Source organism: Agrococcus sp. ARC_14 (assembly GCF_022436485.1).
Lineage (GTDB): Bacteria > Actinomycetota > Actinomycetes > Actinomycetales > Microbacteriaceae > Agrococcus.
In genome coordinates this window covers 249997-274614 of sequence record NZ_JAKUDO010000001.1, presented here as the reverse complement: position 1 = coordinate 274614, position 24618 = coordinate 249997, and the positions used below count along the sequence as shown (strand labels likewise).

22 protein-coding genes and 2 pseudogenes are annotated in these 24618 nt (G+C 69.9%); 14 read left to right on the top strand and 10 right to left on the bottom strand.

Annotated elements, in window-relative coordinates; genetic code table 11:
* Positions 1–789: 789 nt before the first annotated feature.
* Complete coding sequence (locus MKD51_RS01385) at positions 790–1623, top strand: ParA family protein (RefSeq protein ID WP_240240792.1); 834 nt, start codon at positions 790–792, stop codon at positions 1621–1623.
* Positions 1620–2660, top strand: a complete 1041-nt coding sequence (locus tag MKD51_RS01380) for a ParB/RepB/Spo0J family partition protein (protein WP_240237298.1) — start codon at positions 1620–1622, stop codon at positions 2658–2660. The genes MKD51_RS01385 and MKD51_RS01380 overlap by 4 nt, the downstream gene beginning before the upstream one ends.
* 58 nt (positions 2661–2718) lie before the next feature.
* Here MKD51_RS01380 and trxA read toward each other — a convergent pair whose 3' ends face one another.
* From trxA to MKD51_RS01355, 5 genes are all read right to left on the bottom strand, one after another.
* On the bottom strand, positions 2719–3030 hold the full coding sequence (trxA, locus tag MKD51_RS01375; RefSeq protein ID WP_240237295.1) for a thioredoxin: 312 nt from the start codon (positions 3028–3030) through the stop codon (positions 2719–2721).
* Entirely contained in the window at positions 3027–4001 is a 975-nt protein-coding gene (gene trxB, locus MKD51_RS01370) for a thioredoxin-disulfide reductase (RefSeq protein ID WP_240237293.1), read from the bottom strand. The genes trxA and trxB overlap by 4 nt, the downstream gene beginning before the upstream one ends.
* A gap of 44 nt (positions 4002–4045) precedes the next feature.
* Positions 4046–4447, bottom strand: coding sequence for a hypothetical protein (locus MKD51_RS01365; protein WP_240237291.1), 402 nt, complete (start codon positions 4445–4447; stop codon positions 4046–4048).
* 111 nt (positions 4448–4558) lie between these two features.
* Positions 4559–6241 (bottom strand): murein biosynthesis integral membrane protein MurJ, encoded by a 1683-nt coding sequence (gene murJ / locus MKD51_RS01360; RefSeq protein ID WP_240237289.1) that lies wholly within the window; start codon positions 6239–6241, stop codon positions 4559–4561.
* Positions 6238–8280 carry a DUF6049 family protein gene (locus MKD51_RS01355; protein ID WP_277603902.1) on the bottom strand — a complete coding sequence of 681 codons (2043 nt, stop codon included), beginning with the start codon at positions 8278–8280 and terminating at the stop codon, positions 6238–6240. The genes murJ and MKD51_RS01355 overlap by 4 nt, the downstream gene beginning before the upstream one ends.
* 73 nt (positions 8281–8353) lie before the next feature.
* Between MKD51_RS01355 and MKD51_RS01350 the strand changes: the two genes are divergently transcribed.
* The 8 genes and pseudogenes from MKD51_RS01350 (at position 8354) to MKD51_RS01315 (ending at position 15836) form a co-directional block, all read left to right on the top strand.
* On the top strand, positions 8354–9802 hold the full coding sequence (locus MKD51_RS01350) for a CCA tRNA nucleotidyltransferase (RefSeq protein ID WP_240240790.1): 1449 nt from the start codon (positions 8354–8356) through the stop codon (positions 9800–9802).
* A gap of 29 nt (positions 9803–9831) precedes the next feature.
* The gene (locus MKD51_RS01345; RefSeq protein WP_240237285.1) at positions 9832–11073 is read left to right on the top strand and encodes a hypothetical protein; all 1242 of its coding nucleotides are present in this window, start codon (positions 9832–9834) and stop codon (positions 11071–11073) included.
* A gap of 148 nt (positions 11074–11221) precedes the next feature.
* Positions 11222–11581 (top strand): annotated as a pseudogene (gene rpsF, locus MKD51_RS01340) (30S ribosomal protein S6); the annotation flags it as partial.
* Between the two features lie 164 nt (positions 11582–11745).
* Entirely contained in the window at positions 11746–12300 is a 555-nt protein-coding gene (locus MKD51_RS01335; RefSeq protein WP_240237281.1) for a single-stranded DNA-binding protein, read from the top strand.
* A 60-nt stretch (positions 12301–12360) separates the two neighbouring features.
* On the top strand, positions 12361–12615 hold the full coding sequence (rpsR, locus tag MKD51_RS01330) for a 30S ribosomal protein S18 (protein WP_240237279.1): 255 nt from the start codon (positions 12361–12363) through the stop codon (positions 12613–12615).
* 11 nt (positions 12616–12626) lie between these two features.
* Positions 12627–13079: a 50S ribosomal protein L9 gene (gene rplI, locus MKD51_RS01325; RefSeq protein WP_240237277.1), complete on the top strand. Its 453-nt coding sequence runs from the start codon at positions 12627–12629 to the stop codon at positions 13077–13079.
* Positions 13080–13467: 388 nt separating this feature from the next.
* Positions 13468–14817, top strand: a pseudogene (gene dnaB / locus MKD51_RS01320) (replicative DNA helicase); the annotation flags it as partial.
* Positions 14818–14924: 107 nt separating this feature from the next.
* Entirely contained in the window at positions 14925–15836 is a 912-nt protein-coding gene (locus MKD51_RS01315) for a serine hydrolase domain-containing protein (protein WP_240237275.1), read from the top strand.
* A gap of 155 nt (positions 15837–15991) precedes the next feature.
* On the opposite strand, the gene MKD51_RS01310 is transcribed toward MKD51_RS01315, so the two are convergent.
* On the bottom strand, positions 15992–16273 hold the full coding sequence (locus tag MKD51_RS01310) for a Fe-S cluster assembly protein HesB (protein WP_240237273.1): 282 nt from the start codon (positions 16271–16273) through the stop codon (positions 15992–15994).
* 196 nt (positions 16274–16469) lie between these two features.
* Here MKD51_RS01310 and MKD51_RS01305 point away from each other — a divergent pair, with 196 nt between their 5' ends.
* From MKD51_RS01305 to MKD51_RS01295, 3 genes are read left to right on the top strand one after another with little or no spacing between them, the layout of a single operon-like run.
* A complete protein-coding gene (locus MKD51_RS01305; RefSeq protein WP_240237271.1) occupies positions 16470–17735 on the top strand; it encodes an MFS transporter in 1266 nt (421 codons plus the stop codon).
* Positions 17736–17755: 20 nt separating this feature from the next.
* Entirely contained in the window at positions 17756–18811 is a 1056-nt protein-coding gene (locus MKD51_RS01300; RefSeq protein WP_240237269.1) for an NYN domain-containing protein, read from the top strand.
* A gap of 47 nt (positions 18812–18858) precedes the next feature.
* The gene (locus tag MKD51_RS01295) at positions 18859–19761 is read left to right on the top strand and encodes a DNA-formamidopyrimidine glycosylase family protein (RefSeq protein WP_240237267.1); all 903 of its coding nucleotides are present in this window, start codon (positions 18859–18861) and stop codon (positions 19759–19761) included.
* Positions 19762–19860: 99 nt separating this feature from the next.
* On the opposite strand, the gene MKD51_RS01290 is transcribed toward MKD51_RS01295, so the two are convergent.
* On the bottom strand, positions 19861–21219 hold the full coding sequence (locus MKD51_RS01290) for an NAD(P)/FAD-dependent oxidoreductase (protein ID WP_240237266.1): 1359 nt from the start codon (positions 21217–21219) through the stop codon (positions 19861–19863).
* Positions 21219–21497, bottom strand: a complete 279-nt coding sequence (locus MKD51_RS01285; RefSeq protein WP_240237264.1) for a YciI family protein — start codon at positions 21495–21497, stop codon at positions 21219–21221. The genes MKD51_RS01290 and MKD51_RS01285 overlap by 1 nt, the downstream gene beginning before the upstream one ends.
* A gap of 113 nt (positions 21498–21610) precedes the next feature.
* Here MKD51_RS01285 and MKD51_RS01280 point away from each other — a divergent pair, with 113 nt between their 5' ends.
* Positions 21611–22540 (top strand): CPBP family intramembrane glutamic endopeptidase, encoded by a 930-nt coding sequence (locus MKD51_RS01280; protein WP_240237262.1) that lies wholly within the window; start codon positions 21611–21613, stop codon positions 22538–22540.
* A 119-nt stretch (positions 22541–22659) separates the two neighbouring features.
* On the opposite strand, the gene MKD51_RS01275 is transcribed toward MKD51_RS01280, so the two are convergent.
* Positions 22660–23232: an NADPH-dependent FMN reductase gene (locus tag MKD51_RS01275; RefSeq protein WP_240237260.1), complete on the bottom strand. Its 573-nt coding sequence runs from the start codon at positions 23230–23232 to the stop codon at positions 22660–22662.
* A gap of 119 nt (positions 23233–23351) precedes the next feature.
* A complete protein-coding gene (locus MKD51_RS01270; RefSeq protein ID WP_240237258.1) occupies positions 23352–24572 on the bottom strand; it encodes an amidohydrolase in 1221 nt (406 codons plus the stop codon).
* Positions 24573–24618: the final 46 nt, after the last annotated feature.

Sequence of the window (24618 nt, the reverse complement as noted above, 5' to 3'; positions counted from 1 at the left end):
GTCCCCGGGTCTCCACAGCCGCGACTGTGTGCATGCAGCACCGGCGCGTCGCGAGGCTTTGATCACGCCCCTGGTCGCCCCCGGCCCGGGGATCCCGACGTGGTCATGGGTTCCCGCAGCAATCAGAGAGCCCAGAGTCGGCGGCGAGAACGTGCGCGCGGGGGCCGGCAACTGCGCGGATGAGCGTTCTGTTGGCTTGGTTAGGTGTTCCACGTAAAACATCCACTGGAGCGCTTCACACCAGTGTCGCGACCATGCGCCATGGCGACGAGAAGGAAGACTCGGTGGAAGCTACACCGCGTCGTCACTCGCGGCTGAGGTGATCAGGTCTCGATTTCGCCAAAGACATCGTGGTGCACGTCGCGTCACGCGATGCTGTAACCCATGGGCAGAACCGGCCCCGCCTGTGGAGAGCTGTGGATAACCGGGCGCGGGCATTCAGCGCGTCGACGGCCGGCGGCGTGCCAGCGAGACGCGGATTCCGCGGAATCACGCGGGTAATCGGGTGTACCCCACAGGTTTCAGGTTGCAGTTGAGGTGCGACCAATGCAAACACTGTTGTCCACAGGGGTGTGGATAACTCTGTGTGGGCGGCATGGCCCCAGAGAACGCAGAATCGGCCTGTCTCCGACTTTGCGTTTGAGCGATGGCGGGCCAGACTAGGGGTCTCACACCCCACGTGCTGTTCGTCGCGCACACGACGATGTTCCACGTGAAACATCGACCAGGAAGGCACGCGTGACCACGGGAAAGTTCGACACGACCCCGATCGCTCGCGAACTGGCGGCGATGGCACGACGTCGACAGGCGCTCTCGTCTCAGCATCTGCCACTCCCTGCGCGCACCCGGATCTTCACGGTGGTCAACCAGAAGGGCGGCGTCGGCAAGACGACAACCGCCGTCAACCTGGCTGCAGCGCTGGCGCAGGGCGGCGCGCGAGTTCTCGTGCTCGACCTCGACCCGCAGGGCAACGCATCCACCGCACTGGGGATCGACCACCACGCGGATGTCGCGAGCACCTACGACGTGCTCATCGATGGCGAGCCGCTGAGCAGCGCGATCGCCATCAGCCCGCAGAGCAAGCTGCTGCAGGTCGTTCCGGCGACGATCCACCTGGCCGGCGCCGACCTCGAGCTCGCTGGCATGGAGCGCAGGGAGCACCGTCTGCGCGAGGCGCTCGACGCGCACCTCTCCTCGGTGGAGGAGCCTCCCCACTACGTCTTCATCGACTGCCCTCCGTCGCTCGGGCTGCTGACCATCAATGCCTTCACCGCCGCGAGCGAGGTGCTGCTGCCCATCCAGTGCGAGTACTACGCGCTCGAGGGGGTCACGCAGCTGCTCGACACCATCGGCCGCATCCAGGAGCACCTCAACCCGAAGCTGCTGGTGACCACCGTCATCCTCACGATGTTCGATGGCCGAACGCTGTTGTCGCGTCAGGTCGTCGACGAGGTGCGCGCACACTTTCCGGAGCAGACACTCGAGTCGGTCATCCCGCGCTCGGTGCGAGTCTCTGAAGCGCCTGGCTACGGCCAGACGGTGATCGCCTACGACCCCAACTCTCCTGGCGCGCTCTCATACCGTGAGGCAGCGGCGGAGATCGCACGCAGAGGAACGGCATGAGCAAGAAGGCAGGACTCGGGCGCGGCATCGGCGCGCTCATCCCGACCACCCCCACGCCCGCAGCGACAGCGACGGAGGTGCCCGACGAGGCAGGCTCCGAGACCGCGTCGCCGGCACGGCGTCGTCGCCCTGCCAAGCCGGGGGCGCGGCCGGTCGATGTGTTCTTCTCCGGCGAGGACGACAGCCAGGAGCTGCTCGAGGTGCCCGGCGCAACGCTGCTGGCGGTCCCGCCCGGCTCCATCCGTCCGAACGCCAACCAGCCGCGCATGGTCTTCGACGAGGACGACCTCAGCGAGCTCGAGCACTCGATCCGCGAGTTCGGTGTCCTGCAGCCGATCGTCGTGCGCCCCGCGACGCCAGCGGAGGACGGCACCAAGTACGAGCTCATCATGGGGGAGCGGCGCTGGCGAGCGAGCCAGCGCGCAGGGCTCGAGACCATCCCGGCGATCGTCAAGGACACCCCTGATGACGCGATGCTTCGCGACGCGCTGCTCGAGAACCTGCACCGCGCGCAGCTCAACCCGCTCGAAGAGGCCTCCGCGTATCAGCAGCTGATGGAGGACTTCTCCATCACGCAGGACGAGCTGTCGAAGCGCATCGGCCGCAGCCGGCCGCAGGTCTCCAACACGATCCGCCTGCTCAAGCTGCCGCAGCCCATCCAGACCCGCGTCGCGAGCGGTGTGCTCTCCGCCGGCCACGCGCGAGCGATCCTGTCGCTCTCGACGCCCGAGTCACAGGAGCAGCTCGCGGCGAAGATCGTCAATGAGGATCTCTCAGTACGCGCGGCCGAGGCGGCGGCGGGCCTCGTGCAGACGCGCAGCCCGCGCACGACGCCGACGAAGGGGGCGCTGCAGCACGGACTCGACGAGATCGCCGCTCGCCTGGAGGACCGCCTCGACACTCGCGTGCGCGTCGCGCTCGGCCGCTCGAAGGGTCAGCTCACGATCGACTTCGCCACCGTGGCCGACCTCAACCGCATCCTCGGCCAGCTGGGGGAGCAGGGGTTCGGCGCGGCAGGAGAGCCCGCAGCGGACTGAACCGCATGCCGACAGCAGAAGGCCCCGAGGACGCATCCTCGGGGCCTTCTGGCGTCGCTCAGAGGAACGCCGCGAGCTCCTGCTCGATCGCGGGCTTCGGGCGCGCACCGATGAGCTCGTGCACGACCTCTCCGCCCTTGAAGACCTTCATGGCCGGGATCGAGGTGATGTTGTAGCGCATCGCCAGATCGGGCTCCTGGTCGACGTTCACCTTGACGACGTCGAGCTTGTCCGACTCGCTGTCGATCTGCTCAAGGATCGGGCTGACCGCGCGGCAGGGGCCGCACCAGGCTGCCCAGAAGTCGACGACGATGGGCTTGTCCGCGAGCAGGACGTCCTGCTCGAACGATGCGGTGGTGACTTCCTTCACAGTGCTGCCTCCGTAGGGGTGGTGACGAGTGCCGGCACGGCGTGCGCGGCCAGGTAGTGCTGGGCGTCCAGCGCGGCGACGGTGCCGGATCCGGCTGCCGTGACGGCCTGGCGGTAGGTCGGGTCGATCACGTCGCCCGCGGCGAAGACGCCGGAGACCGAGGTGCGCGAGCTGCGGCCATCGACCGCGATGGTGCCCTCGCTCGTGAAGTCGAGCTTGCCGTGCACCAGGTGCGTGCGCGGGTCGGAGCCGATCGCCACGAAGACGCCGTCGATCGGCATCTCCCACGTGCTGCCAGAGGCCGTGTCGCGCAGCGTGACGCCCGAGACCTGGTCGGTGCCATTGATCTCGGTGCCGTTGATCTCCTCGACCACCGCGTTCATCAGGAACTCGATCTTCTCGTCCTGACGAGCGCGCTCCAGCATGACCTCGCTGGCACGGAAGCTCTCGGAGCGGTGCACGATCGTGACCTTGTCGGCGAACTTCGTGAGGAAGGTCGCTTCCTCCATGGCCGAGTCGCCGCCGCCGACCACGATCAGCTGCTTCTGCTTGAAGAAGAAGCCGTCGCAGGTGGCGCACCAGGAGACGCCGTGGCCAGACAGCGGCTCCTCGCCCGCGATGCCGAGCTTGCGATACGCGGAGCCGGTGGCGAAGATCAGCGTGCGCGTCTCGAGCACGTCGTCACCGACGTGGATGCGCTTGACCTCGCCGTCGAGCTCGAGCTCCGTGGCATCCTGCATGCGCACATCCGCACCGAACTTCTCGGCCTGCTGCTGCATGGCGAACATCAGGTCGGGACCCTGCACGCCATCGGGGAAGCCGGGGAAGTTCTCGACCTCGGTCGTGGTCATGAGGTCGCCGCCCATCTCGACGCTCGAGGCGAGCACGATCGGCTGCAGATTGGCGCGGGCCGCATAGATGGCTGCGGTGTAGCCGGCCGGTCCGGAGCCGATGATGATGACGTCGTGCACGAGGCCTCCTGGTTCGTGGCGGAATCCTTCTGGGACAACCGATTCTAGGTCGCCGGCATTCCCTGGCCGCGTGGCTGGCCGACACCGTGCTCGCTGACCACGGTCAGCAGGTCGCCGGTCGCTGCGTCGACGACGATGAGGCCGCCGGCAGGCCATTCGGGCGTCCTGCGCACCACGGGTCGCTGCACGCGGTCGCGGATGCGTCGATCCCAGGAGTCGATCAGGCGTGCGGTGTCGGCGTCGACGATGAGCACTGCAGGGTGCGCGTGCGCGAGCGACGACGAAGCATCCGACGACCACCAGCCCTCGACCGCGAGCGGTCTGGGCGCCGCCGTGAGCTCGTGCTGCTTCCGCTCGCGCGTGAGCGTGCTGGCGACGATGGCGCCGACGCCGGCGAGTGCGCCGACGAGCAGCGGACCAGCGATGCGGATGAGCGGACGTGTCATGTCTGCCTCCTGGCGGTGTCTGCCCGACGGACGGGACGCATCCGCCCCGACCTGGCCGCCATGCTAGACGTCGTGCTTGTGCGCGCGCAGTGGGAGGCGTCCGCCGCAGGCTCAGACCGGGTCGGTGCCGTCGGGGACGTCGGGTGCGGCGCCGCCCTTGCCGCCGTCGCCGCGGCCGCCGCGGAACTTCGAGACGACGATGTCGACCGTGGCGCGGAAGTCCGGATTGCGCGTCAGGTAGAGGAGCCCGAAGTAGATGAGGGCCATGACGATGCCGGCCGCGATGCAGGTGGCGACCGCGCCGGTCACGTTCACGGTGCCGAACCCACCGGCGCGGTAGCCGCCCAGCGCCCAGACGGTCCCAGCGCCAGCTGCGGCCGCCACCAGCGCGTATGCCAGGTACTGCACATGCCGCAGGCCGATGAGCTTGAAGCCGAAGGGACCGATCTTCCTCCGCACCAGGACGAGCCAGACCGCGCAGGAGATGAGGTTGGCACCGGAGACCGCCAGCGCGGTTCCGGCAATGATCCAGACGGGTGGAAGCGTCGACGCCCACCAGAGCAGGCCGAACGTGATGAACATGCCGAAGCAGGCATAGATGAACGGCGTGCGGGTGTCTCCCAGGGAGAAGAAGACCCGCTGGATGACGTATTCGGCGCTGAAGGCGACGAGGCAGACGAGGAACGCCCAGATGACCCAGGCCATCGAGAGCATCAGGTCGAAGCTGGGCTCGAGGATGCGTGCGAACGGCACCGCGACGACGGCGAGCATGAAGGCCGAGATGGTCGTGAGCATGCCGACGCCACGCAGCGCCGAGGAGAGATCCTGGCGGACGCCGGCGATGTTCGACTCGCTCGCGTGCCGCGACATGCTCGTGAAGTAGGCGATCGCGATGGAGACGGCGATGACCGAGTGGGGGAGCGAGAACACGTACCAGGAGTTCTGCATCGTGGCGATGTTGGCGACTTCGCCCAGCGACGCGACGCGCGACTGCACGATGCCCTTGATCTGGCCGATGATGACGATGCCGAACAACCACATCGCGGCCGTGCCCGTCGCCTTGAGGCCCACTCCGCGCCATCCGAAGTCCAGCCTGAACTTGAGGCCGGTCTTGCGGAAGAAGAGCACCAGCACCAGCGCCTGCACGGCTACCCCGGCGGTGGTGACGGCGCCGAGCAGGGTGATGCGATCCGGGTTCCACACAGCAATGTCGCTGTTCACCGCCTCGCCGCCGAACAGCAGCATGAAGGCACCGAGGCCAGCGATCGAGACCACGTTGTTGACGACCGGAGCCCAGGTGTAGGGGCCGAACTGCCCGCGTGCGTTGTAGATCTCGCCGAGCAGCGTGTAGATCGCGTAGAAGAGGATCTGCGGCATGCACCAATAGGCGAGGGCGACGGCGAGCGCCATCTGCTCGTCCGTGAACCCCGTGCCGTTCTCGCCCGCGCTGACCGCGTAGACGTTGACCAGGAGCGGTGCTGCGATGGTCGCGACGATCGCGAGCAGCAGGAAGACCGTGCCGCCGAGCGTGAGGATCTTCGAGACGTAGGACTCGCCGCCATCCGCGGCCTTCGACGCCTTGACGATCTGCGGCACGAGCACGGCGCTCATGACGCCGCCGGCGACGAGCGCGTAGATGTTGTTCGGCAGCTGGTTCGCAAGGCCGAAGGCCTCTGCGGCGAGCGAACCGCCCTGGCCGATCGCCCAGGCGAGCATCGCCATCTTCACGAAGCCGAGCAGTCGGGACACCATCGTGCCCGAGGCGATGATCGCGCTCGCCCTGCCTGCGTTCACGCAGTCTCCTCCGGGATCGGGTTCGCAGCCTCGTCCTGCTGGCTGCGCGGCGCGAGGTCGTCGAGGTCACCGCGGGTCTCGCCGCGGCGCCGCTTCTGGATGGAGCGGAAGATGCCGAAGCCGAGCAGTAGCGCGACCGCGATGCCGAGCGTCCACGCGACGGCGACCTCGATGGTCGGCTGCGCCGACACGCTGAGCGACTGGATCTGGCCGAGCGGGACGCCATCGGGCGTGTGCAGCTGCACCACCACGAAGAGCGAGCCGGTGCCGACCACGTCGATCGGCACCTGCACACGCTGCTCGCTGGTGGGCGCGATGGTCACCTCGACCTCGGGCTCCGGCACGCTCACGAGGGCGTTCGTCGGCCGCACCGACAGCACCACGTTGGCCGGCACATCCAGATCGTTCCTGATCGTGACGGGCAGCCCGACGCTCTCGCCGACCGCTCGGATGGGGCTGCCGGCGACGAGCTGCACGGCGGTGCGCACGTCGCTCATGCTGGCGCCGAAGCCTTCGATCGCACGCCGGTCTGCCTCGGTGACCTCGCGCCCGGCGGTGGGCAGCGCCGCGAGGAGTGCGAGGCGCAGCTCTGCCAGCAGCGTGTCGGGCTCGTCGACGATCGTGGCGATGCGGGAGACCTCTGCCTCCTGTTCGAGTGCGGCGACGACGAGCTCGGCCCCGGCGTTGCGCTGCGGGTCGTCGGTCTCGACCAGCGTCGCTTCGCGCGGCCCCGTCTGCTGCGCGGCGTCGAGCCCCGCAGTGTCGACGAACTGCGCCTCAGCGAGATCGGCGAGCAGCGCGGAGACGTCGCCGCGGCTCGCCTCGGGCAGCATCGCGGCGAGGGTGCGGGGGTCGCTCGGCCGCTCGCGGGTGATGGTGGCCAGCAGTGCGACGACCTGGGAGCGGACGTCGGCGGCTGCGACGCCGTCGGACGTCGCGGCCGCGTGGATCAGCTCCTGCAGCTGCGCATCTGCGGCGAGCACCTCGACGCCGCCGACGCTCACGTTGGCGCTCGGTGTGGCGCCGCCGAGCTCCTCGTCGAGCATGGCGGTGGAGAGCACCACCGTGCCTGCGCCGGCCAGCGAAGCGAGCTCATCCTGCTGCACGACCGCTTCCGTGGCGTCGAACACGTGACCGGCATCGCCCACGGCACCGGTGTCAGCGGGGAGCGGGTCGTCGTCCTCACGAGGGATGCCGAGAGGCTCCAAGGGATAGGCCCCGGCGCGCACCTGAGCGAGCGGATCGGCGTTGCCGTAGAGCAGGGAATAGGTCTCCGGCTCGTCGACGCGCGACAGCCAGGCGTCGGCCGACTCCGGTGCCTGGTCGCCGAGCGCTGCAGCGCTGGCACCGAACGCCGGGTCGACGCCCAGGGTCGCCCCCGCACCCATCGCGGCGTCGAGCGCCGTGCGCGCGCTGCCGCCGAACTCGGTCGCCTCCTCGAGCTGGTCTGCGTCGAGCAGGCCGGTGTCCCCGATCCCCGAGTCGATCGGCGCTGCGAGCGCGAGCGTCGTCGGCTGCGCTTCGCCGGGCTCATCGCGCACGACCACGCTCGTGGCGCCGCCGAACTCCGGGGCGGATGCGGCGAGGCCGTAGGGGCCCCAGGCCCGGCCGTCGAGCCCGAGCGCCTCGGCGTCGACCTCGGTGCGCACGGTGGCGCTGTCGGCAGCGTCGACGGCGGGCACGTTCACCGTCGCGATGACCGAGCTCGCCAGGAACGCCTCGCCGTCGAACCAGCGACTGAGGCTGTAGCGCGTGCCGATCGGCTGCGAGGTCAGCAGCAGGTCGACCGACGTGGCGGCAGTCGGGGAGGAGCTCTGGTTGTCGATGGTGAGCTCCACCTCGATGCCCTCGCCGTCCTGCAGCAGCGGGTCGACAGGAGCGATGCGGAGCTGCGGTGCTGCATCGGTCGTCTCGTCGGGCTGGCCGGTGGCGCTGGCGGTGCTGGGAGCGAGCATAGGAGCCGCCACGATCGCCGTCGCGAGCGCAACGACGGCGCACGCGGTCGCGCGCCGTCGCGCGAGGCGACCTGCCGACAGCATGCTGGCAAGTGTAAGCGGCTCGGCCACGACAGCCCTGTTCGCCGACCTGTCAGAATGTTCCTCCGTGACTGACATGGCTGAGGCGACCGCGCGACTGCACGCGCTCGTCGCCACCGCGCCCACGGCGCAGCTCGCAGAGGCCTTCGCCGCCGCCGGCCACGAGCTGGCCCTCGTCGGCGGCCCCGTGCGCGACGCGTTCCTCGACCGCGCGGTGACCGATCTCGACTTCGCCTCGAGCGCGACGCCCGACGAGATCCTGTCGATCATCGCGCCGCTCGCCGACGCCACCTGGGATGTCGGCCGCGAGTTCGGCACCATCGCCGCGCGCATCGGCGACGACACGATCGAGATCACCACCTACCGCGCCGACAGCTATGACGGCGTCTCCCGCAAGCCGCAGGTCGCATTCGGCGACACCCTCGAGGGCGATCTCGTGCGCCGCGACTTCACCGTCAACGCGATGGCGCTGCGGGTCACGCCGCTGCGCGGCGAGCAGATGACGGATGGGTCGCCCCAGCTCGTCGACGTCGGCGGCGGCCTCGAGCACCTGCTGGCCGGGGTGCTCGACACCCCACAGGCGGCCGAGCAGTCCTTCGACGACGACCCGCTGCGCATGATGCGCGCCGCGCGCTTCGCTGCGCAGCTGGGCTTCGACGTGGCCCCTCGCGTCGTGACGGCCATGACCGAGCTGGCCGAACGCATCCGCGACATCTCCGCAGAGCGCGTGCGCGACGAGCTCACCAAGCTGCTGCTGACAGCGGAGCCCGTGCCGGGCATCCGTCTGCTGACCGACACCGGCATCCTCGACCGGGTGCTGCCCGAGGTGCCGGCGCTGCGACTCGAGGCCGACGAGCACGCGCATCACAAGGACGTCTACGAGCATTCGCTCACGGTGCTGCAGCAGGGCATCGCGCTGGAGGCGTCGAGGCACCCGGATGCGGCTCCCGACCTTGTCTCGCGGCTCGCGGGCCTGCTGCACGACATCGGCAAGCCCGACACGCGTCGCATCGAGGGGCGCGTCGTCACGTTCCACCAGCACGACCTCGTCGGTGCGCGGCTGGCGAAGCACCGACTGAAGGCGCTGCGGTTCGACAACGACACCGTGAAGGCGGTCGCGCGGCTCGTCGAGCTGCACCTGCGGTTCTACGGCTACGGCGAGCAGGCGTGGACGGATTCGGCGGTGCGCCGCTACGTGCGCGACGCGGGTCCGCAGCTCGAGCGGCTGCACATCCTCACGCGCTCGGACGTCACCACACGCAACCGCCGCAAGGCCGAGCGACTGGAGTTCGCCTACGACGACCTCGAGCAGCGCATCGCCGAGCTGCGCGAGCAGGAGGAGATGGATGCGGTGCGTCCCGACCTCGACGGCGAGCAGATCATGGCGATCTTGGGGCTGAAGCCCGGCCGCGAGGTGGGGGAGGCGTACCGGATGCTGCTCGAGCACCGGCTCGAGGAGGGCCCGCTGGGACCCGAGCGCGCCGAGGCCGTGTTGCGCGACTGGTGGGCGGCGCGCGCCTGCTGAGCCGAGTCCCCGGCGGTTACGCTTCGTCCATGTCAGGAGCCGTGCAGCACGAGCCTGACGGTGTCGAGCTCGCCATCGTGCCTCGCTCGCCCGCGACAGGGCTCAGAGATCGGATGCTTGCGGCGCTGCGTTCTGAACGGTTGATCGGCGTCGTGTACCCGTTCTCCGACGATTCCACGCTGCACGGGTGGATCTTCGTGGACGACGGGGCTCTCGCGCTGCGCGCGGCGGGGGACGACGTGGAGTCCGGACTGGAACTCGCGACGGTCGCTGCGAGGCTCTCGCGAGCCCTCGACGCGGCTGTGCTGCTGGATACCTGCGAGCTACCGGTGCGGCCGCACGGCACGGACGAAGACGGAGAGCTGCGGATCGTGCCGGACGGCATCGACCTCGACGCCGCGTGGGACAGAAGGGAAGCGTCGATATCGCAGACATCGGACCAGGCAGTTCGTGCTGTCGCGGTGGCGCCGCTGTCAGCAACGGTCGTCGCGGCGCGATTCCCGCAGGCCGCACTCGGCGCGCGCGCCCGTACCGTGCTCGTGCCGGACGGCGACCGGACGATCGTGGTGACGGATAGCCTCCGATCCATTTCCTGGTGGCGGGCAGCCTGCCCGATTGTGCGGCTCGCGGAAGCCCCTGACGGGACAGAGATCGAGGTACTCGTTCATTCGCGATGGCTTGGGCCCGACCGTGCGTGGGGCCGTGGCTGGGGCGACCCTCCGGTCGGCATCCAGTCGCAGGAGCATTCCGCTGCGGTCGACCTGCAGTTGGCAGTGACGCAGAGCGCGCCGTATATCGAGCCGTCTCCAGAGCTCGCGCAGCGTCTCGGATGGAATGCAAGCACGCTCGACGCGCTGCGGTCGATGGCGGACGAGCCGCGCCCCGCTCTCCATGCGCTCGCGGTCGCCATCGAAGGCTCTCCCACATTGCTCCGGATCGCGGCTGGCGCCGATCCGGAGCGAGAGGCCGGGGCGATCGTCTATCCGCAGACCACGGCAAGGGCCATCCTCGCCGAGGCGATGCGGACGCCGGATCCCGACCAGGATTCAGGGTGGTCGAGATATGCGCGGTGGTGGCGTGAACGCCCAGGCTTCTCGATCGCAATCGGCATCCTGATGCTGGCGATCAGCGCTGCTGTCGCGATGCTCGCGACCCTCACCAGCGGCTGGACCTGGTGGCGCGCCATCCTCTGCATCGTCGTCCTCATCAATGGCATCGGCGTCCTCACCTCTGCAGCACGAGCGACGCGCACTCACCGACGCGCCGACTGACCCCGGCATCCGTACCGCGAAACCTTGAGGGCGGGCGCACGCCTGCGCTACAGTTGACAGGTTGCGCTGGGCCCTGCCCGCGCACCATGCATACCCTCCTGCTGCAGACCGTCTGCAGCCGTTCTAGTCCGAAGGAGGTGGGTGAAGCATGCAGCAGTACGAACTCATGGTGATTCTCGACCCGGAGGTGGACGAGCGCACAGTCGCTCCGTCGCTCGACAAGTTCCTCAACGTGATCCGCAACGATGGCGGCACGATCGAGAACATCGACATCTGGGGCCGTCGCCGCCTCGCATACGAGATCGACAAGAAGACCGAGGGCATCTACGCCGTCGTCAACTTCTCGGCAGAGTCCGCGACCACCGACGAGCTGGACCGCCAGCTCGGTCTCTCGGAGGCCGTCATGCGCACCAAGGTGCTGCGTGCCGACACCGCCGTCGCGGTGACGAGCGACTCGAGGCGTCACGCCGAGGCGAAGGCCGCGAAGGCCGCGAAGGCTCCCGCCGCACCGGCAGCTCCGGCTGCGGATGCAACTGCGCCCGCCACCGACGCGAAGCCCGCTGCCAAGAAGGCCGCTCCCGCCAAGACCGCTCCCGCGAAGGCCGCCGCTGAGGCAGAGGTCGCTCCGGCTGAGGCAGAGGCCGTTCCGGCTGAGGCAGAGGCCAAGTAACGATGGCTGGCGAGACGATCATCACGGTGGTCGGCAACCTCACTGCCGACCCGGAGCTGCGGTACACGCAGAGCGGACTCGCCGTCGCGAACTTCACGATCGCGTCGACTCCCCGCACGTTCGACCGCCAGGCCAACGAGTGGAAGGACGGCGAAGCGCTGTTCCTTCGCGCATCGGTGTGGCGCGAATTCGCCGAGCACGTCTCGCAGAGCCTGACGAAGGGCAGCCGTGTCATCGCACAGGGCCGCCTGAAGCAGCGCTCGTTCGAGACGCAGCAGGGCGAGAAGCGCACGGTCATCGAGCTCGAGGTCGACGAGATCGGCCCCTCGCTCCGCTACGCCACCGCGCAGGTCACCCGCACCACGGGCGGCGGCGCAGGTCGCAGCTCCGGAGGCAACCAGGGCGGCGGCTTCGGCCAGCCGCAGCAGGTCGCTGAGGAGCCGTGGGGCCAGCAGCAGTCGCAGCCGCAGGCCGGCGCTCCGCAGGCCGGTGGCCAGCAGGGCGGCGACGTCTGGGGCGCCCCGGGCACCGCTTACAACGACGAGACGCCCTTCTAAGGCTTCTCGCTCACATCTCAGTTTCACGGGACGAGAGTCCCGAGCACGAAAGAAGGAATCATGGCTGGAAAGCCGCAGAACCGCAAGCCGCGGGGACCGAAGGGCGGCAAGCCCGTCGCTCCGGCAAAGGCGATCAGGGTTGGCATCATCGACTGGAAGGACGTCGCGACGCTCAAGAGGTTCATCTCGGAGCGTGGCAAGATCCGCGCCCGTCGCATCACCGGAGTCTCGGTGCAGGAGCAGCGTCTGATCGCCAAGGCGATCAAGAACGCACGCGAGATGGCGCTCCTGCCCTACTCGGGCGCCGGACGCTGAGGGGCTGAACGATGGCAAAGCTCATTCTCACGAACGAGGTCTCCGGCCTCGGTTCCGCTGGTGACGTGATCGAGGTCAAGAACGGCTTCGCACGCAACTACCTCGTGCCCCAGGGCCTTGCTGTCGCGTGGACGCGCGGCGGCGAGAAGCAGGTCGAGTCGATCAAGGCAGGCCGCGTCGCTCGCGAGCACGCCACGATCGAGGAGGCGCAGGATCTCCGCGCTCGCCTCGAGGCGAACCCGGTGACGCTGTCGGCCAAGGCCGGCGCTGAGGGCCGTCTCTTCGGCTCGATCCAGACGAAGGACATCGCTGACGCCGTCAAGGCAGCCGGTCACGGCTCGCTCGACAAGCGCGTCATCGAGATCGCGACGCCGATCCGCTCGGTGGGCGAGTTCCAGGCGACCGCTCGCCTGCGCGACGACATCGTCGCGACGATCACCCTCAAGGTGGTCGCTGCGAAGTAGTCGCGCCGCACGCACGAGGGCCCGCATCCGTCATGGATGCGGGCCCTCTGTCGTGCACGGCACAGGGGCGGATGGGCGTCAAGTCGACCCGGGGGACGCCAACCTTCAACGTGTACTTCAGTCTCGAATCTACCCACCGGGTGTGGAATCGAAAAAGCCCGGTCAGCATCCCTTTAGGGGCGAAACTGATTTCTGCGTCCACAGGTCTGTGCACAGGGTCGCGGGGTCTCGCGCGACGGTTGTCCCGGCGTTGTCCCCAGGTCTCCACAGGGTTCTCCACAAGGCGATTCGACGCCCGCGCCTGCGGCTCCTAGCCTGTGCGAGGCTCCCTCTCTCGATCGCCTGCGTGGGTGGGATGCGCCATCGTCGAGTCGGAGGGAGACGCGCCATGACGGATCTGGCTGACATCGGCATCGAAGAGCGCCGCTACAGCGAGCGCACGCCCCCGTTCGACATGCTCGCCGAGCAATCGGCGATCGGCGGCATGCTGCTGTCGAAGGATGCGGTGGCGGACTGCCTCGAGACCGTCCGCGGCGGTGACTTCTACCAGCCGAAGCACGAGATCGTCTACGAGGCGATCCTCTCCCTCTACTCGCGCGGTGAGCCCACCGACGTCATCACCGTCTCCGATGAGCTGACGAAGACGGCGATGCTCTCGCGTGCCGGTGGCGTCGAGTACCTCCACTCGCTCACCTCGATGGTGCCGACGGCCGCGAACGCCGGCTTCTACGCCGAGATCGTCGCCGAGAAGGCCGTGCTGCGCCGACTCGTAGAGGCAGGCACCCGCATCGTGCAGATGGGCTACGCGTCCGAGGGTGAGGTCACCGACCTGGTCAACAACGCGCAGGCCGAGATCTACGCGGTGATGGGCGACGACCAGTCCGAGGACTACGTGCCGTTGAGCATCGCCGTCGAGATGGCCATCGAGGAGATCGAGGCCGCGAAGGGACTCGATGGCGTGATGACCGGGGTGCCGACGGGCTTCCGCGAGCTCGACGAGCTCACCAATGGGCTCCACCCCGGCCAGCTGGTCGTCATCGCGGCCCGACCGGGCCTCGGCAAGTCGACGCTCGCGATGGACCTCGTGCGCTCCGCGTCGATCAAGCACGACATGCCCTCTGCCTTCTTCTCGCTCGAGATGGGTCGCACCGAGATCGCGATGAAGCTGCTCTCGGCCGAGTCGAACATCCTGCTGCAGAAGCTGCGCAAGGGTGCCATCGAGGGACGCGACTGGACGACGCTCGCGCAGGTGCGCGGCCGCATCAACGACGCTCCGCTCTACATCGACGACAGCCCCAACCTGACACTGGTCGAGATCCGCGCCAAGTGCCGCAGGCTCAAGCAGCAGGCCGGGCTGAAGATGGTGGTCGTCGACTACCTGCAGCTCATGACCAGCGGCAAGAAGGTCGAGTCGCGACAGCAGGAGGTGTCGGAGTTCTCCCGTTCGCTCAAGCTGCTCGCCAAGGAGCTGCAGGTGCCCGTCATCGCGCTGTCGCAGCTGAACCGTGGCCCCGAGCAGCGCGGCGACAAGAAGCCCGCGATCAGCGACCTGCGCGAGTCGGGCTCGATCGAGCAGGACGCCGACATCGTGATGCTGCTGCACCGCGAGGACGCCTACGACCGCGACATCCGCCCGGGTGAGGCCGACATCATCGTCGCCAAGCACCGCGGTGGCCCCACAAAGACGATCCCGGTCGCCTTCCACGGACACCTGGCGCGCTTCGCCGACATCGCGCCCGGCATGGGCCCGAGCGACGGCGGCGGCATGCCCGGGCTGCCGCCAGGTGGCACCCCCTTCGGAGGCAGCCCGTATGGCGCGCCGTCGGAGCCCCCGCCGGAGGACTGATGCGGGTGCTCGAGCGTGCGCTGGCCGCTTATGTCGCGGCCGTCGATGCCGAGGGGCTCGCAGCGCACGGCGTGAACGTGCTGGTCGGCGACGAGACTGTGGAGCACCGCTGGCGCAGCGACGACCGCGTCGACCTGCACTCGGTCTCGAAGGGCGTCGCCGCACTCGCGGTCGGCATGGCGGTCGACGAGGGGCTGCTCGCGCTCGAGACGACTGCGGGCGAACTGCTGCCGGAGCTCGCGACCGGGCGCGGCTGCGCGGCCGTCACGGTGCGGCAGCTACTGACGATGACGAGCGGCATCGACTTCGCCTGGTTCGCGCAGCAGCCGGTGCCGTGGCCAGATATCGCCGGGGAGATGCTCGGGCGCGACGTCACGGGCACGCCGGGAGCGACGTTTCAATACAGCGATGCCTCGACGTACGTCGTGCTGCGCATGCTGCGCGCCGCGACGAGCGTCGATGTGCGGGACTGGCTGCTGCCACGCCTCTTCGAGCCGCTCGGCATCGACGATCCGCAGTGGCGGCGCTGCCCGCTCGGACATCCGCTCGGTGGCTCCGGGCTGCTGCTGCGCACGAGCGAGCTCGGTCGCACCGCGCTGCTGCTGCGCGACGAGGGTGCCTGGCAGGGTCGCCAGCTCGTCTCACCCCGCTGGATCCGAGCGATGCACGCTGCCGACCCCGTGCATCCGAGCTGGACCGCCACGGGAGCGCCAAGCGCATCCGACTTCCATCATTACGGGCTCGCGATCTGGGAGGGCCCCGCAGACTGCTGGCGCCTCGACGGGCTCTACGGGCAGTACGTGGTGATCGACGCAGCCTCGGCGGTGGCCGTGGCCATCACGGCGCACGAAGAGGCACGTGACGCGCGCCTCGTCGAACTCGTCGCCGAGGTGCTGCTGCCGCAACTGTGAGCGGGTGCGGCCCGGGGAGACTTCGGCTCCGCCTGGCTCGCGGGGACGGCGGCGGCGCGAGGCAAGTTCGAGACTCCAGTGCGCATGGCGCCACGTGCCACAGACCGGGCATGAGAGAACCCCCGATCACATGACCGGGGGCTCTCCACATGCGATCAGTCCTGCTGGCCGATCGCGAAGTCCACGCGCCCGTCGGGCTGTGCCGACGCATCCAGCACCTTGTCGTCCAGGCTGGTCGCCGCCTGCGGGTCGAGGAAGACCTTCGCTCCGGCGGACTCGACGACCTGGTCCTCGGCCTCCGGCTGGTTGGCGACGGTGACGTTGAGGCCAGCGCCCTCGACGTCCTGGGAGATGCGGATGCCGCCGGTCTGCGGCGCCTGCGCGCCGTCGACGATGCCGGTGATCACGGTCTGGGCGTTCTCGGTCAAGGTGAGCATGGCGCTCCTTCCGATCGGTGAGTCAGCCACGATGCCGTGCCCAGCGCGCCCCCGCAACCGCTGTTCGCCCTGCGCGTGGTTCGTGGATCCGCGCGTGTCGCAGGCGAGGATGCCGCTGCGGCCGGCCCGCTGCTGACAGCAGAACGCGCCACATCGGAGCTCGAGGGAGCTGCCGCGCGTGCCAGGATCGGATGCCGTGAGCGACGACGGAGGCAGACGGGCGCGCCCCACGAGCAAGAGCCTCGGTGCGAGCTTCTGGCGGCTGTTCGCCTCGTCGACCGGCTCCAACCTCTCGGACGGCATCCTGCAGGCGGCGCTGCCACTGCTCGCCGCCAGCCTCACGCGCGACCCGTTCCTCGTCTCGCTGGTCGCATCACTGGCGTTCCTGCCATGGTTGCTGTTCGCGATCCCGGCGGGGGCGCTCGTCGACCGCATCGATCGCCGCCGCGCGATGCAGCTCGCGAACCTCTCGCGGGCAGTGATCCTGGTGCTGCTCGCGGTCGCTGTCGGTGCCGGCCTCTCGAGCATCGGCGTGCTCTACGCCGCGGCCTTCCTGCTCGGCGTCGCCGAGACCGTCTACGACAACGCGGCCCGCGCCATGCTGCCGCGCGTCGTGCGACGCGATCAGCTCGAGCGCGGCAACGCGCTGCTGTCGACGGCCGAGAGCGTCTGCAACCTGTTCCTCGGCGCACCGCTCGGCGCTCTGCTGTTCGCGCTCTCAGCGATGCTGCCGCTGGGCGTCGCCATGGCGCTCTACGTGCTCGCCGCACTGCTCATCGTGACGGTGCGCGGCTCGTTCGCGCCCGAGCGCAAGGCCGAGCACGAGCGCACGACCTTCACCGCAGACATCCGGGAGGGCCTCGTGTGGCTCATGCGGCATCCGATCCTTCGGCAGCTGCTGTGGGTGACGACGATCGGCGGTCTCGGCAACTCGATCGCGAACGGCGTCGCGGTGCTCTTCGCGCTCGAGGTGCTCGGCATCGAGGAGGCGGGCTTCGGCCTGTTGCTCGCGACCGTTGGTGTCGGCGCGGTGATCGGCTCCATCGCCTCGCCGCTGCTGACCCGGCTGCTCGGGCGAACGGCCGCGATGGGTGTCGCCGCCACCGTCGGCGGCCTCACGCTCGTCGCGATGGGCATCTGGCCGACCCTCGTGATGACGCTCATCGCCTGGCCGCTCGGCGCCGCGGCGATCAGCGCCTTCAACGTGCAGATCATGTCGGTGCGGCAGGTGCTCATCCCGGATGCGCTGTTCGGCCGGGTGCAGGGTGCCTACCGAACGGTCCTCTGGGGCAGCATCCCGATCGGCACGGCGGCCGGCGGCGCGATCGCCTCGTTCAGCGACATCCCGACATCGCTCGTGGTCGGCGGCCTGCTCGGTGCGGTCTCCGGCGTCGGCGTCTGGCTCGTGCTGGCCGTCTATCGGGAGCGGATCGCTGCCGCGTTCCTGGAGGAGCACGCGTAGGGGACTGACAGACTGGCTGCATGCCCACAGACCTCGAGACGCGTGTCGCCGTCTACATCGACTTCGACAACATCCTCATCTCCCGCTACGACCAGCTCCACGGTCGCGGCGCCTTCCATGCCGACAAGGTGCGCACCCTGCCAACGGACGGGCGCGAGTCGAAGGCACGCACCCGCTTCCAGCAGGCCACCGTCGACCTCGGCGCCATCATCGACTACGCCTCGAGCTTCGGCTCGATCGTGCTGAGCCGCGCCTACGCCGACTGGTCGGTGCCGGCGCACGCCGCCTACCGCGACCAGCTGCTGGCGCGCGCTGTCGACCTCGTGCAGATGTTCCCGACCACTCGGGCCCTGAAGAACGGCGCCGACATCCGCCTGGCCGTCGACGTGGTCGAGGACCTGTTCCGCCTCGACGACATCACGCACGTCGTGATCGTCGCCGGCGACAGCGACTACATCGCGCTCGCGCAGCGTGCGAAGCGCCTCGGCAGCTATGTCGTCGGCATCGGCGTCGCTGGCAGCACCTCCAAGTCGCTCGCGGCTGCCTGCGACGAGTTCGCCGACTACGACGCGCTGCCGGGCATCGAGCCGGTGCAGATCGACGAGCTGGAGCCCGAGCCCGAGGCGACATCTGCTCCGGCGAAGAGCGAGACGAAGTCGTCCAGGCGGGGCAGCTCGAAGACGGCGAAGGCCGCGGCTGCTGCGGATGCATCGGCTGAGCCGCAGGCGGAGGCAGAGGCGGAGCCCGAGCCCGAGGCGCCGCCGGCCCGCCGTCGCCGCCGCGCGACGAGCGAGTCGGTCGCCGCCACGCAGGATGAGGTGGCGATGTCGGCCGACCAGCGTGGCGATGCCGCGACCGGGCTCCTCGAGCGCGCCATGCGCATCCTGCACCAGAAGACCGACGACGAGTGGCTGCACGCCAACGTCGTGAAGGAGCAGATGAAGCGCATGGACCCGGTCTTCAACGAGAAGTCGCTGGGGCACAAGACGTTCTCGGACTTCGTGACGGCCCGGGAGAGCCTCGTCGACATGCGTGAGGAGGGGCAGGCCCGCCTGCTCCAGCTCAAGGACGCCTAGCGAGACTCGCTCGCCCCGCGTGGGTGGGCGGGTGCAGACTGGGCGGCATGCCGGAGCTGCCGGAGGTCGAGGCGCTCGCGGCCGACCTGGGCGAGCGCCTGATCGGCCGCACGATCCGCCGTGTCGACGTGACCGAGATCGCCGCGCTCAAGACCTTCGACCCATCCGTCGACGCCCTGCACGGCGCGGTCTTCACAGAGATCGGCCGGCGCGGCAAGCACCTCGTGCTGTCGGTCGACAGCGGGCTGCACCTCGTGCTGCACCTGGCGCGCTCGGGATGGGTCAGGTGGCGTGACGCTTCGCCGCGACCGACAGCGGGGCGCGGCCGGGGACCGCTCGCGGCGCGGGTGGTGCTCGAGCCGCCTTCGGCGGACGCGGCCGGCAACCCGCTCGGCGGCGACGGCGTCGACGTCACCGAGCAGGCCACGCACAAGCGCCTCGCGATCCACGTCGTCGAGCACCCCGATCAGGTGCTCTCGATCGCCACCCTCGGGCCCGAGCCGCTCGATGAGGCCTTCACGGAGGAGCGCTTCGCGGCGCTGCTCGCGCACGCCGGCCGCGCGCAGATCAAGGGCGTGCTGCGTGACCAGCGGCGCATCGCCGGCATCGGCAACGCCTACTCCGACGAGATCCTGCACGTCGCGAAGATGTCGCCGTTCCATCCCGCCTCGATGCCGGCGGCAGACGTGCGCCGGCTCTACGACGCGCTGCGGCAGGTGCTGGGCGACGCGGTCGATCGTGCGCGGGGCGTCCCGGCATCGTCGCTCAGGGCCGAGAAGAAGCAGGGGATGCGCGTGCACGGCCGCAAGGGGGAGGCGTGCCCCGTCTGCGGTGACACCGTGCGACAGGTGATCTATGCCGACTCGACCTTCGAGTACTGCGCCACCTGCCAGACGGGCGGCAAGTCGCTCGCCGACCGGGTGCTCTCGCGGCTCGGCATTCGGCGATAGGCGCGGTCTCGAGATGGCTGCGACCTGCGATCGCGGCCTCCTCGACCAGCGGGAGCTCGTGCTGCGACCTGCGGTCGCGGCCTCCTCGACCAGCCGGCGTCAGCGCAGCTCGCCCAGCACCTCGTTGAGGGCCTCGGTCGACGACGGATGGGTCCAGATGCCGTCGCGCAGCTCGGTGGCCGTGACGCCGGCGCGCATCGCGAGGGCGACGAGGTTGATGACCTCCTGCGCGTCGACAGTGTGGAGGGCAGCTCCGAGCACGAGATCGGTCTGCGCGTCGACCACGATCTTGATGATGCCGTGCGTCTCCTGCACCGCCTTCGGTCGAGGCATGGCGGCGATCTTCGCGACCGGCTTGGCCCCGACTCGCACCTCGCGGCCACGCTCACGAGCCTCGCGCTCGGTCATCCCGACACGGCCGAGCGGGGGCGTCGTGAAGGTCGTCGTCGGCACGGCCGTGCGGTCGGCGCGGCTTCGGCCGGCCGCATCCGTGAGCTGCGCCTTCACGATGCGGAAGTCGTCGAGCGAGATGGGCGTCAGCTGCTGACCGCCGTTCACGTCGCCGACCGCCCAGACGCGCTCGGCACTCGTGCGCAGCAGGTCGTCGACCTGCACGAAGCCACGCGCGTCGGTCTCCACGCCACCGGCGGCGAGGTCGAGCGCTGCGGTCACGGGGGTGCGGCCGGTGGCGAGCAGCACGGCCTCGGCCTGCAGCTCGCCGGCGCTGGTCGCGACGGTCGCGATCGTGCCGTCGTCGATGCGGGAGGGCTCGGCGTTGGGGAGGATCGAGACGCCGGCGTCGGCGAGCGCCTCCTCCATGGAGGTGCGCACGTCGTCGTCCTCGTCTGGGAGGATCCCGGCGCCGCGCGCGACGATGGTCACGGCGCTGCCGAAGCGGGCGAACATGCTCGCGAACTCCAGCGCGATCACGCCGGCGCCGACGATCACCAGCCTGGCCGGCACCCCGCTCAGGTGCTGGATCGAGGTGGAATCGTGCACCCGCGGCCCCCGCTCGCCCGGGATGCCCGGCAACCGTGGCTCCGTGCCGGTGTTGAGCACGACGTGCTGTGCGGTGATCTCGAGCTCTTCATCGCCGCCGGTCACGCGCACGGTGCGCTCGCCTGTGAAGGCGGCCTCGCCGCGCACCAGCGTGACGGCATCGACGGTGGCGAGCAGCTGCCGGTTCGCCTCGCGCAGCCGTCCGACGATGCCGTCGCGCGTCGCGACCGCCTGCGCCAGGTAGGTCTCAGGGTCGTCCTCGGGTCGGCGCTGCTCGGCCTGGTGCACGAGCGCCTTCGTCGGCACGCACGCGATGTTGATGCAGGTGCCGCCGACCATGGCGTCGTCGCGCTCGACGAGCACCACCCTGCGCCCAGCGCTGCCGAGCGCGCGGGCCAGCGTCTTGCCGCCCTTGCCCCACCCGACGACCAGCAGGTCGGTCGTGAGGCGCTCGCCCATCAGGCTTGCCCCGGGATGGCCCCGGTGGCGACCGTCCAGGGCTGCACGGTGACGACCTGCACGCCCGGCGCCGAGTAGTAGGGGTCGTCGGCGATCGCCGCTTCGACGACGGCCAGGTCATCGGTCGAGAACAGCAGCAGTGCGCCCGACTGATCTGCGAAGGGGCCGCCCGCGAGCAGCACGCCCCGCTCGTGCAGCGCGGCGGCGCGCTCGCGATGCGCCGGACGCAGCTCGAGGCGGGCAGGGTCGTCGGAGAAGGAGAGGGTGACGGCGATCATGCCCTCAGCCTAGGCAGTGCTCGCCCGATCGGTCGCGAGGCTGGGGGTTGACCGGAACACAGCCTCCGGGAACCCCCGCCGACAGCGCGGCACCGTGCGACAAGGCTGGAGGCATGGCCCCGAGCACCCGCCAGCATGCCTCAGCGCCGGTCACCGCGACGGCTCACGCCGGCGAGCGCCCCGCCGACCAGCGCCGCGCCGCCGCCCATCCCGCCGAGGTCGGCACCCCATCCGGGTGGGCGCCCCACGCCCGCATCGCGCTGGCTGCCTTCGCGGCACTGACGCTGCTGCCGATGCTGGGCCTCGCAGCACTCGCCTTCGCCGGCGGCATCGACGGCGCCATCCTGCAGGACATGACGCCGGCACTCATGCTGCTGCCGGCACTGGTCGCGGTCTTCGTCTGGTCGGTCACACGACCGCACGACTTCGGTGATGCACTGCGGCTGCGGGCGGAGCGGGGCTGGCTGCGCGCCATCGGCTGGTCGCTCGCCGCGCTCCCGGTCGTCGCGCTGCTCGGCATCGTGACCGCAGGCGCCGCGGTGCTGCTCGGCGTCGCGCAGCCGGGTGTCGACTGGCAGACGCTGCTGCCAGCCGTGCCAAGCGTGTTCACGAGCATGCTGCTGCTCGCGCTCGCGGAGGAGGTCGGCTGGCGCGGCTTCGCCCAGCGGCTGCTCGCGCCGGTCGGTGTGGTGCGCGCCTCGCTCGCCATCGCGGCGTTCTGGGCGCTCTGGCACACGCCCGCGATGGCCATCTGGGTCTGGGAGGGCACGATGCCGGTCGCCGTCGCCGCGACCACGCTCAGCAGTCTGCTGCTCGGCGGTCTCGTGCTCTCGGCGCTCGCGGCCCTCGGGGGCAGCGTGTGGCCTGCGGTCGTCGGCCACGCGGCGATGAACTCGCTCGTCGTCTTCACCACCAGCACGCTCGTCACGGGCGACGCCGCCGCGATCGGCGCGATCGGCTGGCTGCCGTGGGCACTGGCGGCAGTCTCGCTGCTGCTGCTGACGACGCGCGCGCTGCGCGGCCGTCGCGCAGCCGGCGCCTGACCGGGCCGATGACGAAGGGCGGATGCGCTGCCCGGTCTGGCAGCGCATCCGCCCGTGTGATCCGCCCGTGTGATCCGCCCTGTGTGATCCGCCCTGTGGTCGTGCGGCTCGTGGCGGCGTCAGGCCGCGATGAGCTGCTTGCTGGCGCGGGCGACGACCTCCGCGATCGTCGCGCGGACGGCCTCCGCGTTGCGCTCGACGATGGCAGGCACGCTGACGACCGTCATCTGCTCGGTGAAGTCCTCGGGCTGGAAGGCCATCTCGGCGGTCGGCGCGAGCTCGGCGCCGATGAACTCGAGCACGTCGCGCAGCTGCTGCGCGGCGAAGTGGCCGCCGGCCCAGCCGTAGGCGACGATGCCGCCCTGCTTGCCGACCCACTCGTTCTTGAGGCCATCGACGGCGTTCTTCAGCACCGCGCTGTAGCCGCGGTTGTACTCGGGCGAGACGAACACGACGCCGTCGAGCGACTGGATCTGCTCGGCCCACGCGATCGTGTGCGGCAGGGTGCGCACACCGGATGCCGGCGGCAGCGCCTCGTCGAGGAACGGCAGGTCGATCTCCTTGAGGTCGAGCATCACCGCGTCGGCTCCGGCGGCCTCGATCATCGGCACGAGCTGGTCGGCGACCTCTCGTGCGATGCGGGCGGGGCGGTTGCTGCCGACGATGATGCCGACCTGCGGGCGTGCAGACATGACTCTCCTCTGGAAGGTGGTGTGGTTGCAGCGCGCGACCGCGGGCGCCACTCCGAGCCAACATCCCGAAGGAGGTCAGATATTCCAGATTCGAAACAGATGACGGATGCGGCCGGCGACTACGCGAGGAAGGCGCGCGCCGCCGTGACCATCGCGGTCGTCGCGGTGTCGAGCGTCGGCTGCAGCACGGGGATGAAGTCCGGAGCGTGGTTCGAGGGCACCTCGACGTCGAAGGTGCCGCGCTCGCGGGCCTGCCCGACGAGCTCGGGGTCGAAGCCGCCATACATCCAGAAGACGTACGGGGCATCCCAGACGGCCGGCAGGTAGCTGAAGTCCTCCGAGCCGAGGTACTGCGGCGAGGGCACGTGGGCCGCGCCGAACGCCTCGTCGAACGCCGCCCCAACGGTCGCAGCCGCATCCGCATCGTTGACCGTCAGCGGCGCGATGTCGCCGGTCTCGATGGTCGCGGCCGGTGCACCGGCCACCGCGCACTCGCCCTGCACGATGCGCTCGATCGCGGCGATCATCCGCGCACGCACCTGCGGCTCGAAGGTGCGGATGTTGATCTCGAAGCGCGCAGAGTCGGGGATGATGTTCTGCTTCACGCCCGCGTGGAAGGTGCCGATCGTGAGCACGGCGCGATCGGCTGGCGCCACCTCGCGCGAGACGATCGTCTGCAGCCGCAGCACCATGCTGGCGGCCAGGACGATCGGGTCGATGGTCTTCTCGGGCTGCGAGCCGTGGCCGCCGCGACCGTGCACCGTCACGATGAAGTGGTCGCTCGCGGCCATCAGCGGGCCCGCAGCGGTCTGCACCTCGCCGGCTGCGGCGGGCATGACGTGCTGCCCGAGGGCGATGTCGATGCCTCCGGGCAGCAGCTCGCGCAGCGCATCCTGCATGCCCATCGCCCCCTGCATGACCTCCTCGGCCGGCTGGAAGACGGCGACGATCGTGCCCGCCCAGTCATCCTGCTCGGCGAGGATCGCCAGCGCGCCCTGCAGCGACGCCATGTGGGTGTCATGGCCGCAGGCGTGCATGACGCCGGTCGCCTGACCGTCGAGCTGATCCGTGGCGGTCGAGCGGTAGGGCACGCGCTCTGCCTCGGTCACCGGCAGCGCATCCATGTCGGCGCGCAGCAGCACCGTCGGCCCCTCGCCCCGGCGCAGGATGCCGACGACGCCGGTCGCCGCACCCACCTGCTCATGCGTCTCGAAGCCCCGCTCGCGCAGCAGCTCGGCCATGCGGGCAGCCGTGCGGTGCTCTCGGTTCGAGAGCTCGGGATTCGCGTGCAGCTCGCGGTAGAGGTCTTCGATGAACGGCCGGTGCGTCGCAAGCGTCATGCCGCCAGGCTACGCCGCGCGCGCCGGTACGATGGAGGACGAACCG